Annotated in this window: 4 protein-coding genes and 1 rRNA gene; 1 reads left to right on the top strand and 4 read right to left on the bottom strand. The window is 64.8% G+C overall.

Annotated elements, in window-relative coordinates; genetic code table 11:
- Nucleotides 1-362: 362 nt before the first annotated feature.
- The 4 genes from QFZ23_RS05175 to QFZ23_RS05160 form a co-directional block, all read right to left on the bottom strand.
- Nucleotides 363-1,888 (bottom strand): 16S ribosomal RNA (locus QFZ23_RS05175).
- A gap of 483 nt (nt 1,889-2,371) precedes the next feature.
- On the bottom strand, nt 2,372-6,250 hold the full coding sequence (locus QFZ23_RS05170; protein WP_306921009.1) for a 1,4-alpha-glucan branching enzyme: 3,879 nt from the start codon (nt 6,248-6,250) through the stop codon (nt 2,372-2,374).
- A gap of 1 nt (nt 6,251) precedes the next feature.
- Nucleotides 6,252-8,048, bottom strand: a complete 1,797-nt coding sequence (treS, locus tag QFZ23_RS05165; RefSeq protein WP_306921008.1) for a maltose alpha-D-glucosyltransferase — start codon at nt 8,046-8,048, stop codon at nt 6,252-6,254.
- A 6-nt stretch (nt 8,049-8,054) separates the two neighbouring features.
- Nucleotides 8,055-10,127 carry an alpha-1,4-glucan--maltose-1-phosphate maltosyltransferase gene (locus QFZ23_RS05160; protein WP_306921007.1) on the bottom strand — a complete coding sequence of 691 codons (2,073 nt, stop codon included), beginning with the start codon at nt 10,125-10,127 and terminating at the stop codon, nt 8,055-8,057.
- 131 nt (nt 10,128-10,258) lie between these two features.
- Here QFZ23_RS05160 and glgP point away from each other — a divergent pair, with 131 nt between their 5' ends.
- The gene (gene glgP / locus QFZ23_RS05155; protein ID WP_306921006.1) at nt 10,259-12,877 is read left to right on the top strand and encodes an alpha-glucan family phosphorylase; all 2,619 of its coding nucleotides are present in this window, start codon (nt 10,259-10,261) and stop codon (nt 12,875-12,877) included.
- Nucleotides 12,878-12,938 lie beyond the last annotated feature (61 nt).

Raw genomic sequence — 12,938 nt, 5'->3', positions numbered from 1 at the left:
CACACACCCCACACACAACCCCAAAAGGTCAACCGTGCGATCGGTGCAGCCAGGAAACCAGAAACACAAGTCCCGGAAAACAGGCAGCCAAAACCACCCCTCCCCCGGCCCTGTTGCCTCAGGACCCAACAGTGTGCCAAACACAAAACCACACAACCCCCGCCCCCGCCGTTCCAGGACAGCCACCCACAAGGGGCACACCATCCGTACTGAACCAGGACAAAAACCATGCAGCCGCTATTTGCTGATATTCCACCCATGAGCACCCGCCGCAGAACAATCGCCTGCGCAACGGGCCTTTACTCCTGACAACCCCTCCACACCCGCATACACGGGGCAAGGGAACTGTAGGTGCTCCTTAGAAAGGAGGTGATCCAGCCGCACCTTCCGGTACGGCTACCTTGTTACGACTTAGTCCCAATCGCCAGTCCCACCTTCGACGGCTCCCTCCCACAAGGGGTTAGGCCACCGGCTTCGGGTGTTACCAACTTTCGTGACTTGACGGGCGGTGTGTACAAGGCCCGGGAACGTATTCACCGCAGCGTTGCTGATCTGCGATTACTAGCGACTCCGACTTCATGGGGTCGAGTTGCAGACCCCAATCCGAACTGAGACCGGCTTTTTGGGATTAGCTCCACCTCACAGTATCGCAACCCTTTGTACCGGCCATTGTAGCATGCGTGAAGCCCAAGACATAAGGGGCATGATGATTTGACGTCGTCCCCACCTTCCTCCGAGTTGACCCCGGCAGTCTCCCATGAGTCCCCACCACTACGTGCTGGCAACATGGAACGAGGGTTGCGCTCGTTGCGGGACTTAACCCAACATCTCACGACACGAGCTGACGACAACCATGCACCACCTGTGAACCGGCCCCAAAAGGAGAAACCACATTTCTGCGGCGGTCCGGTCCATGTCAAGCCTTGGTAAGGTTCTTCGCGTTGCATCGAATTAATCCGCATGCTCCGCCGCTTGTGCGGGCCCCCGTCAATTCCTTTGAGTTTTAGCCTTGCGGCCGTACTCCCCAGGCGGGGCACTTAATGCGTTAGCTACGGCGCGGAAAACGTGGAATGTCCCCCACACCTAGTGCCCAACGTTTACGGCATGGACTACCAGGGTATCTAATCCTGTTCGCTCCCCATGCTTTCGCTCCTCAGCGTCAGTTAATGCCCAGAGACCTGCCTTCGCCATCGGTGTTCCTCCTGATATCTGCGCATTTCACCGCTACACCAGGAATTCCAGTCTCCCCTACATCACTCTAGTCTGCCCGTACCCACCGCAGATCCGGAGTTGAGCCCCGGACTTTCACGGCAGACGCGACAAACCGCCTACGAGCTCTTTACGCCCAATAATTCCGGATAACGCTTGCGCCCTACGTATTACCGCGGCTGCTGGCACGTAGTTAGCCGGCGCTTCTTCTGCAGGTACCGTCACTTTCGCTTCTTCCCTACTGAAAGAGGTTTACAACCCGAAGGCCGTCATCCCTCACGCGGCGTCGCTGCATCAGGCTTTCGCCCATTGTGCAATATTCCCCACTGCTGCCTCCCGTAGGAGTCTGGGCCGTGTCTCAGTCCCAGTGTGGCCGGTCACCCTCTCAGGCCGGCTACCCGTCGTCGCCTTGGTGAGCCATTACCTCACCAACAAGCTGATAGGCCGCGAGTCCATCCAAAACCACAAAAGCTTTCCACCCCCCACCATGCGATGAGGAGTCATATCCGGTATTAGACCCAGTTTCCCAGGCTTATCCCAGAGTCAAGGGCAGGTTACTCACGTGTTACTCACCCGTTCGCCACTAATCCCCGATGCAAGCACCGGATCATCGTTCGACTTGCATGTGTTAAGCACGCCGCCAGCGTTCATCCTGAGCCAGGATCAAACTCTCCGTTGAAGAAAAACAGACACAACCAACACCCCCGGAAATAACAGGAACGAAGGCTGCACAAAATTTGAAACCAGCCAAAAACACCAGGCCACACCACGGGGGTGGGCAGCCCGGCAAATTCAACCAATTTAATAAAAAATCGGTATCAACAAACTTGGCACACTATTGAGTTCTCAAACAACAGACACACCCGGCACCACCCAAACCAACGTTCAGGATCGCTCCGGAGCAACTTTTCAAACTTACCCGCTCGCTTCATCCGAGTCAAACCGGCGGTTTTCGTCCGGCCCAGCCTCTGGCTTCCGGATCACCCTACCGACTCGCTCCGGGGAGCGGCGCGGAAATAAACTATACCACCACTTCGACGGAATGCCAACCGGGGCAACCCAACGCCGGGTGGGCCCGGAACCCCAAGGGATTCCGGGCCCTCCTTCTGGTGAAACGACCGCCGTGGTGGCTGCGGCCGGATCTTAGATCACCCGCCGGGACTCAGACGAGGGGCCCGCCGGGCAAGGCAGCCTTCCCCGTCTCACCCTTAGGGTCGACACCCTTCGGTTCAACACCCTTCGGTTCAACACCCCCGGCTTCAGCACCGTGGGTCTCAGCACCTCGGGCCCCAGCAGCCGTGGGCCCGGCAAAGACGGATCCAGCCTCAGTGGCTTTGGCCTTGGCGGCAGCCGGCGTGGTGATCACGTTGGCATCGGCCGGCCGGAAGTACGTGGCGCCCAGCGGTGGCAGCGTAACCGTAAGTGTTGCCGGCTGGCCGTCGATTCCCTCGTCCGCCGCGGTCAGCGTCCCGCCGTTAAGGACGCCCGATCCGCCGTAGTCCTCGGAGTCGGTGTTCAGCACCTCGGTCCACGCTCCGGTGGACGGCACGCCCAGGGCGTACTCCTTGTGCGGCCCGCCGGAGAAGTTGACGGCGCAGACCAGCGGGTTGCCCTCGGTGTCCCAGCGGACAAAGGTCAGGACGTTGCGGTCGGCGTCGGCCCCGTTGATCCACTGGAACCCGCCGGGTTCGTTGTCCCGGGCGTACAGGGCCGGCGTCGACTTGTACAGTTCGTTGAGGTCCTTGAGCAGCATCTGAATGCCCCGGTGCGCCGGGATGTCAGCCAGCCACCAGTCGAGGCCGTGCTGTTCGGACCACTCGGCTTCCTGGCCGAATTCCGTACCCATGAAGATCAGCTGTTTGCCCGGGTGCGCCCACTGGTAGCCGAGGAAGGCGCGGAGGTTGGCCAGCTGCTGCCAGCGGTCGCCGGGCATCTTGCGGAGCATCGAGCCCTTGCCGTGGACAACCTCATCGTGGCTGATGGGCAGCAGGAAGTTTTCCGTGAAGGCATAGACCATGGAGAACGTGACCGTGCCGTGGTGCCACTTGCGGTTGACGGGGTCTTCGGAGGCGTACTTGAGCGAGTCGTGCATCCAGCCCATGTTCCACTTGAGGCCGAAGCCGAGGCCGCCTTGGCTGGTAGGTGCGGTGACGCCCGGGAAGGCCGTGGATTCCTCGGCGATCATCACCGCGCCGGGGTGCGTCTTGTACACCGTGGCGTTGGCCTCCTGGAGGAAGGAGATGGCCTCCAGGTTTTCGCGGCCGCCGAACCGGTTGGGCTGCCACTGGCCGTGCTCCCGTGAGTAGTCCAGGTACAGCATGGAGGCGACGGCGTCCACGCGGAGGCCGTCGATGTGGAACTCATCGAGCCAGTAGAGCGCGTTGGCCACGAGGAAGTTCCGGACTTCGGTGCGCCCGAAGTCGAAGATGAGGGTGCCCCAGTCCGGGTGCTCGCCAAGGTTCGGGTCAGCGTGCTCGTAGAGCGGCTGCCCGTCAAACTGCGCCAGAGCCCAGTTGTCCTTCGGAAAGTGCGCCGGCACCCAGTCCAGGATCACGCCGATGCCTGCCTGGTGGAGCGAGTCCACCAGGAAGCGGAACTCATCGGGATGCCCGAAGCGCGACGTCGGTGCGTAGTAGGAGGTGACCTGGTAGCCCCAGGAGCCGCCGAAGGGATGCTCGGCCACGGGCATGAACTCGACATGGCTGAAGCCGAGCCACTTCACGTACTCCACGAGTTCCTTGGCCAGCTCGCGGTAGCTAAGCCCCAGCCGCCAGGATCCGAGGTGGACCTCGTAGACGCTCATGGGCGAGTTGTGCGGATCCCGCGCGGCGCGTTCCTTCATCCAGTCCGCGTCCTGGAACTGGTAGTGGGACTCGACAACCCTCGAAGCGGTGAGCGGGGGCACCTCGGTGCCGAAGGCCAGCGGGTCGGCCTTCTCCACCCAGTAGCCGCCCTTGGTCTTGATTTCGTACTTGTAGCAGGCGCCGGCCGGGACACCCGGGATGAACAGTTCCCAGACGCCCGAGGAGCCCAGGGAGCGCAGCGAGTTTTCCCGCCCGTCCCAGGCGTTGAAATCGCCCTTGACCCGGACCGCTTCGGCGTTGGGGGCCCACACGGCAAAGGACACGCCGTCAATGTCGCCCATCGAGGACTTATAGTGCTGCACGTGGGCGCCCAGCACGGTCCAGAGCTTCTCGTGGCGTCCTTCGCCGATCAGGTGCAGGTCCACTTCGCCCACCGTGGGAAGGTACCGGTACGGATCGTCCACGGTGACCGGTTCGGCACCTTCGTAGGTCACCTCAAGCCGGTAGTCCGGCACGTGGCCGTGCTGCAGCGGCTCCAGTACCGCCACCCAGACGCCGTCGGTCTCGTGGGTCATGGGCACGGTTCCGGCTTGGGTCACCACGTTGACCGCCTCCGCAAGGTGCTTGACGGTGCGGACGGTCACGTGACCGTAGTTGTCCAAATGGGCACCAAGCACCGAGTGCGGAGCGTGGTGTTCACCGGCCCCGACGCGTGAGAGCGTGTGCGCGTCCACGTGCAACGGTGCGTGGGGGCTGTCGGTGTGTGCAGAGCCTGTCATGTTCTTACCTTCCGCTGCTGCTCCGGCCGGTTCGCCGGAGCTTTTAGTGCTGAGGAGCCGCCTAGCCGCATTCACCGGAATGGCCAGCCAGCCGGGCCGGTTGCGCAACTCATACACGACTTCGTAGAGCGCCTTGTCCAGCCACAATGCCACAAAGAGCGGCGAATTACGGTCCACCGTTCCGGGAGTTACTTCCGCGTAGCCTGCCAGGAAGGCCTCGGTGCAGTCGTCCACCCAGGATTCCGGGACACGGACGTCCGGCCGTTCGCGTTCGGCGGCGCCCGCCGCGTAGTCGAAGGAGCGAAGCATGCCCGTCACGTCCCGAAGCGGGTCGTCGGGGAAGTTGCGCTCGGAGATTGGCCGGAGCGGCTCCCCCTCGAAGTCGAGGATGGCCCACCGGTCATGGCCGCCTTCGGCGCCGGGTACCTGGAGGATCTGGCCGAGGTGGAGGTCGCCGTGGATGCGCTGAAGCGCGCCGGCCGGGGTGCCTTCGAGCCTGCTGAGCAGGCTCTCCAGCCCTTCTTCGTAAGGTCCGACGGCGGGCCCCGCCTCCGCCCACATCTGGCGGACGCGCCGGGCTACTCCGGGGGCAATATCCCCGCCCGGAACCGCTTCGGCCGAAACACCCAGTGTTTCCGCAAGCCTGCGGTGGACAGTGGCGGTCGCATGGCCAAGGGCATGCGCCTCGGCCGTGAAGTCCACTCCCCCGGCCGCCGCCTCCACGGCGAGCCGCCACGCGTCCCGGCCGCCGGCCAGGAATTCGTGGGCCACCGCCAGTTCGCCCTGGAAACGTCCGCCCGATGCGGACTCGGGAAGTTGCCCCTGCGGGTACCACTCGCCGGTGACCCAGCCCAGCGTGGCAGGGACCTCCGAGGTGCGGGCCGCGGACAGTGCCGCGCCAACCTCCACCTCCGGGTTGCGCCCGGCGGAAAGCACACGGAAGAACTTCACGATTGCCGCGGAGTCGCCGTCGTCCACAATCACCGACGTGTTGGACTGCTCGCCGGACAGGACACGAACCGTTCCGGAGGCCTGCGGCAGCGGTTGCCCGGCCCCGGAAAGGTGGCCGCTGGCGGTGCCGGTGGTTTCCTCTTTTCGGATCAGATCCAGCCACGCGGCAATGAAGGCGGGGTCATGGACGGCATCGTAGACCCAGCGGTGCCCAAGCCCGGCGTCGTCGCTTTCACCGATCAGGGCCCGTTCGGCTCCCGGCAGCGGCTGGCTGCGGTAGCTGAGCGGGATCTGGACAACGTCGGTGCGGGAGACGCCGTCGGCCGTTTTTGACTCAACGGAAGCGAGGAACACCTCCAGGCCGGCCTGGCCGGTGGCATCATCCAGGACCAGGCCGCCCACCGGCGCCAGGGCGAAGTCCGGCGACTTCACCGGGAACCATCTCTGGGCCGGCAGCCAGTCGCGGAGCAGTTGTTCGAGTGTGGGTGTCAGTGTGGTTTGGGTCATCTCATCCCTCAATCGACAGTATCGGCATCGCTTGGGTAAAGGGTGAAGCTGGATTGGAGGCCGCGGCCCGCAGGCGCAGCCAGAAAAAGTCGTGGCTGCCCAGCGTCAGGGTCAGCTGTCCGTCATCGCTGATGCCTGGGAACGGCTGGCCTCCGAAGACGTCCCGCAGGCCCCGGCCGGAAAAGTCCGGGAGCCTCAGGGTGGAGGACACCGGATGCTGGGAAAGGTTGAAGACGCACAGGATGGATTCGGCCGGTTCGCCCGCCGAGTTCCCTTCCGGCAGTTCGCGGAGATAGGCCAGCACGACCTCATGGTCGGCCTCCACATGCCTGAACGCCCCGAGCCCGAACGCCGGGTGGTTCTTTCGCACGCTGAGGATCTGGCGGGTCCAGCGCAGCAGCGATCCGGAATGTGCAGCCTCGGCCTCCACGTTCGCCATGGCGTAGTTGTAGACCAGCGACTGGATCACGGGGAGGTAAAGCTTGCCGGGATCGGCGTTGGAGAACCCGGCGTTGCGGTCGGGGTTCCACTGCATGGGGGTGCGGACGGCGTCACGGTCCTCGAGCCAGATGTTGTCGCCCATCCCGATTTCGTCCCCGTAGTACAGGAACGGGCTGCCGGGCAGGGACAGCAGCAGGGCGTTGATGAGCTCGATTTCTGCCCTGGAGTTGTCCAGCAGCGGCGCCAGCCTGCGCCGGATACCGATGTTGGCCCGCATCCGGGGGTCCGGCGCGTACCAGCCGAGCATGGCCGCCCGCTCATCCGCGGTGACCATTTCCAGGGTCAGTTCGTCGTGGTTGCGCAGGAAGGTTCCCCACTGCGCACCTTCCGGGATGTCCGGGGTGTCGTGCATGGTCTCGATGATGGGCGCGGCCTTCTGGTCACGCAGGGCGTAGTAGAGCCGCGGCATGATCGGGAAGTGGAAGGCCATGTGGCACTCCGGTTCCTCCTCGGTGCCGAAGTACTCCACCACCTCGTTGGGCGGCTGGTTGGCCTCGGCGATGATGACCCGGCCGGGGTAGCTCTCGTCCACCATCTTCCGCAGCCTTCGCAGGAACTCGTGTGTCGCCGGGAGGTTTTCGCAGTTGGTCCCCTCCTCCTCGTACAGGTACGGGATGGCGTCCGCCCGGAACCCGTCGATCCCTTGGTCCAGCCAGAACCGCACGACGTCGAACACGGCGTCGATGACCTTCGGGTTCTCGAAGTTCAGGTCAGGCTGGTGGCTGAAGAACCGGTGCCAGAAGAACTGCCGCCGGATGGGGTCGAAGGTCCAGTTGGACTCCTCGGTATCCACGAAGATGATGCGCGCGTCCTGGAATTTCTCGTCCGTGTCACTCCACACGTAGAAGTCGCCGAAGGGACCCTCAGGGTCCTTCCTGGACTCCTGGAACCATGGATGCTGGTCTGATGTGTGGTTCAGCGGGAGGTCGATGATGACCCGTACGCCGCGCGCATGCGCCTCGGCCACCAGTCTCTTGAAGTCGCTGATGGTGCCGAACTCGTCCAGGACGGAGTTGTAGTCCGAGATGTCATACCCGCCGTCCCGCAAGGGGGACTGGAAAAACGGTGGCAGCCACAGGCAGTCCACTCCCAGCCACTGCAGGTAGTCGAGTTTCTCGATCAGCCCGTGGAAGTCGCCCGACCCGTCACCGTTGGCGTCCGCAAAGCCCCGGACCAGCACTTCATAGAACACCGCTTTCCGGTACCACAGCGGATCGTGCTGCAAACCCGGTGCATTGAGCTCGAACGTGCTCTTGGGGGTGAAGTGCTGGAAGGGACTTTGCGGACTGAAACTCACTGGCGGCTACCTCCGGATGCTCAGGATATGTGCAGGTTCAACATGCGCGTCCAGCCTCACGTAGTTGTACTCCCCCCATTCCCACGACTCGCCGGAGATCAGGTCATCCACCCAGAAGCCGCCGTTAGGGGTGAGCTCGGCGGGGTCCAGCCCCAGCGCGGCCAGATCCAGCGACACCATGCCTTCCCGGGCGCTGTGCGGGTCCACATTGACCACCACGATGATGGTGTCCCTCGTGCCGTCCGGCAGCGTCTTGTGCTTGGAGTAGACCACCGTGGCGTCGTCCGTGGACTGGTGCAGGGTGAGGTTCTGCAGGTCCCCCAGCGACGGGTGGGCCCTGCGGATTTCATTGAGCCTGGTCAGGTACGGGGCGAGGGTGCGGCCGGAGGCTGAGGCAGCATCCCAGTCGCGGGCCTTGTACTCGAACTTCTCGTTGTCGATGTACTCCTCGGCACCGGGCCGGGCCACGTGCTCGTACAGTTCGTAGCCGGCGTAGACGCCCCACAGCGGACTCGCGGTTGCCGCCAGGGCCGCCCGGATCTTGAACGCCGCCGGCCCACCGTACTGCAGGTATTCGGTGAGGATGTCCGGCGTGTTGACGAAGAAGTTGGGCCGGAAGAAGGCAGCCGACTCGTGGCTGACGTGGTGGAAGTACTCCTCCAGCTCCTTCTTGGTGTTGCGCCACGTGAAGTAGGTGTAGGACTGCTGGAAGCCGGCCCTGCCCAGCGCGTGCATCATGGCGGGGCGGGTGAAGGCCTCTGCCAGGAAGACGACGTCGGGGTCCTTCTTGTTCACCTTGGCGATGAGCCACTCCCAGAACCACACCGGCTTGGTGTGCGGGTTGTCCACCCGGAAGATCTTGACACCGTGGCTGACCCACAGCCGGACGATCCGCAGGATTTCCTTGGACAGACCCTCGGGGTCGTTGTCGAAGTTAAGCGGGTAGATGTCCTGGTACTTCTTCGGCGGGTTCTCTGCGTACGCGATGCTGCCGTCCACGCGGGTCGTGAACCATTCCGGGTGCTCGGTGACCCAGGGGTGGTCAGGAGCGGCCTGGAGTGCCAGGTCGAGCGCCACTTCGAGGTTGAGCTCATTCGCCCGCGCCACGAAGGCGTCGAAGTCCTCGAAGGTTCCGAGGTCGGGGTGGATGGCGTCGTGCCCGCCTTCCTTGGCGCCGATGGCCCACGGCGAACCGGGATCGTTCGGGCCGGCGATCAGCGTGTTGTTCGGGCCCTTGCGGTGCTGGATGCCAATCGGGTGGATGGGAGGCATGTAGATGACGTCGAAGCCCATGCCCGCCACGGCGTCCAGCCGGTTGGCGGCGGTCTGGAAGTTGCCGGACGTCCAAGCCCCCGTGGCGGGGTCGCGCACCGCGCCCTCGGAGCGCGGGAAGAATTCGTACCAGGAGCCGCGGCCTGCGCGGTCCCGCTCAACCAGCAGGGGGAACGGTTCGGAGACGGTGACGAGTTCACGGATCGGCTCGCGCTCAACCACGCCGGCGACGTCCCGGCTGAAGCCGGCGGCCAGGCGGTCCTCGGGCGACAGGGAGGCGTCCGAAAGGATGGTGGCTGCCGAGCGCAGCGTCTGCCGGTCCGCATCGTTCCGGGCGGGCTCCTCGGCTGCCTGCGACAACAGCGCGGCGCCCTCCGCAAGCATCAGCTCGACGTCGATGCCCGCGTCCACCTTGACCTCGGCGTTGTGGTGCCAGGTGCCGTAGCGGTCGTGCCAGGCCTCGATGACGAAGGACCAGTTTCCGGTGGAATCAGGTGTGAGCAGGCCTTCCCAGAGGTCGGTTCCCTTGCCGCGGTCACCGGACGGCGGTTGGAGCCGAGCCCGCTGGCGCTCGTTGCCCTTCGGGTCAAGGAGGACCGCGCTGACGCCCAACTGGTCGTGGCCCTCCCGGAAGGACCGGGCGCTGACCACGATTCCTTCACCGGGCAGCGCCTTGGCCGGGAACTTCCCCCCTTCGACAACAGGCTGAACGTCCGTGATAGGGAAACGGCCAAACCGAAGGCCCTCCGTGATCGAAACCTTCGGCGTTTGCTTTGCTGGGGCACTGGTTCGCGTGTTAGTCGTCACAGCCTCGACGTTAGCGAGAAATGAGGCGGATTGCTAAGCCTGCGAACTTAATTAATGAAGCGATTCGTCATTTACCGGAAAGTAATCAAAAGCGGTTCCTGCCGTTCACCCAGTCGGTTAGTGTGGCGCAGGTGAAGGCAATCCGCAGATTTACAGTCCGTACCGTTCTTCCCGAGCCGATCCGGCCGCTGGCCCGGCTGGCGACCAACCTCCGCTGGTCCTGGCACCGGCCCACCCGGGAACTGTTCGAAAGCCTGAACCCGCGCGTCTGGGCCCAATGCGGCAACGATCCGGTCAGCTTCCTGGGCCTGGTGGGCCGCGAAGACATGCACCGGCTCGCGACGGACCAGGACGTGGTGGCCAGGGTCCGGGCGGCAGCCGCGGACCTGGACCGGTACCTCACCGAACCCCGCTGGTACCAGGGCCTGGGCAGCGACGCCCCCACCTCCATTGCCTACTTCTCCCCTGAATTCGGCATCACCGAAGTCCTGCCGCAGTATTCAGGCGGCCTCGGCATCCTCGCCGGCGACCACCTGAAGGCCGCCTCCGACCTCGGGGTGCCGCTGATCGGCGTCGGCCTGCTGTACCAGGCCGGCTACTTCAAGCAGTCGCTCTCCCGGGATGCCTGGCAGCAGGAGACCTACCCGGTCATCGACCCCGACGGCCTGCCGTTAACGCTGCTGCGGGAACCGGCCGCGGACGGCAACGGCAAGCCGCTGGAAATATCCCTGCCACTGCCCAACGGGCGGCACCTTGCGGCACACATCTGGCGTGCCGACGTCGGACGCGTCCCCCTCCTGCTGCTGGACTCCAACGTCCCCGGGAACGATGACGCCGCCCGCAGCATCACCGACCGCCTGTATGGCGGCGGTGGCGACCACCGGCTGCAGCAGGAGCTGCTGCTCGGCATGGGTGGCGTCAAGGCGCTTCGCGCCTACCAGAAGCTCACTGGCACGCCCGCACCCGAGGTGTTCCACACGAATGAAGGCCACGCCGGCTTCCTCGGCATCGAACGGATCCAGGAGCTGATGGCTGGCGAGCAGGCGCTCACCTTCGACGAGGCCCTCGCCGCCGGACGCTCGTCCACCGTGTTCACCACCCACACGCCTGTTCCGGCCGGCATTGACCGCTTCGAAGCAGCGCAGATCCAGCACTTCTTCGAAGCCGGGCTGGCGCCCGACGTTCCCACCTCCCGCATCCTCGACCTGGGCCGGGAGAACTTCAGCGAAGGCAACCCCTTCGTCTTCAACATGGCCGTGATGGGCCTGCGCCTCGCACAGCGCGCCAACGGCGTTGCCAAGCTCCACGGCGAAGTCTCTCGCGGCATGTTCTCGGCGCTCTGGCCTGGATTTGACCACTCGGAGGTGCCGATCACCTCCGTGACCAACGGCGTGCATGTGCCCACCTGGGTGGATCCCCGGATTGCGAAGCTCGCCCGGGAGCGGTTCGGGCCCGAAGCCGAGGTGATGGGCCGCTGGGACCTCGCCTACAACGTCTCCGACGCCGAGGTGTGGGCGCTCCGGCGTGAGATGCGCGTTTCGCTCGTAGAGGACGTGCGGCGCCGGCTGCGGGCAGCGTGGAAGAAGCGCGGTGCCGCCGACGCCGAGCTGGCATGGACCGACTCGGTGCTGGACCCGGACGTCCTGACCATCGGTTTCGCCCGGCGGGTGCCCACCTACAAGCGGCTGACCCTCATGCTGCGGGACCCGGAGCGTCTGAAGGACCTTCTGCTGCACAAGGAACACCCCATCCAGCTGGTCATCGCCGGCAAGTCCCACCCCGCGGACGATGCCGGCAAGAAGATGATCCAGGACCTGGTCCGCTTCACGGACGATCCGGCAGTCCGGCACCGCATCGTTTTCCTGCCGAACTACGACATCGCGATGGCCCGCACGCTGTTCCCCGGCTGCGACGTCTGGCTGAACAACCCCCTGCGGCCGCTCGAGGCGTGCGGCACCTCCGGCATGAAGGCCGCGATCAACGGGTCCCTGAACCTGTCCGTTCTGGACGGCTGGTGGGATGAAATGTACGACGGCGAAAACGGCTGGGCGATCCCCACCGCCAACAACGGCGCTTCCGCCGACGAACGGGACGACATCGAGGCCGCGGCACTGTACGAGCTGCTCGAGACACAGGTGGCGCCGCGGTTCTACGGCAACACCGTCTCTGAAGCGGCCGGCGCCGCCGGGCCGTCCGAGTCCGGCCACGAGAAGATCCCCACGCACTGGGTCGCCATGATCAAGCACACGCTGGCGCATCTCGGCCCGGCCGTCTCGGCCGAGCGGATGCTGCAGGACTACGTCAACGTCCTGTACCGGCCCGCCGCGGTTTCGGGACGCGAGGCGGTCGCAGGCTCCTACGCTCAGGCCAAGGCACTGGCGGCATGGGTCGCCAGGGTCCGGGCGGCATGGCCGCAGCTGCACGTGGAGCACGTGGACTCGCTGGGCGTCTCCGAGGACCCGCAGATCGGCGACACCCTCCAGGTCCACGCCTACGTGGGACTGCACAACCTGTCTCCACAGGACGTGGCAGTGGAGGTGGCGTACGGGCAGGCAGCCGAGAGCGACGAACTGGCCAATGTGACGATGGTGGAACTGGAGGCCAAGGAGGAGCTCGGCAACGGCCGCTACCTCTTCGCCGGGTCCATCGTGATCGACCGCTCCGGCTCCTTCGGCTACACCGTGAGGGTGCTTCCCAAACACGAGGCCCTCGCATCCAGGGCCGAGCTGGGGCTGATCGTCAACGCGTAGGGTGTTCGCACTTTGCGGCGCAACTCCGCCGTCCTCCGCGTGCTACCTCGTTCCTCCCCAC

This window comes from Arthrobacter globiformis (genome assembly GCF_030818015.1).
GTDB classification, from domain to species: domain Bacteria; phylum Actinomycetota; class Actinomycetes; order Actinomycetales; family Micrococcaceae; genus Arthrobacter; species Arthrobacter globiformis_C.
The sequence above is the reverse complement of the archived record's forward strand: the minus strand, read 5'-3'. Positions and strand labels throughout refer to the sequence as shown.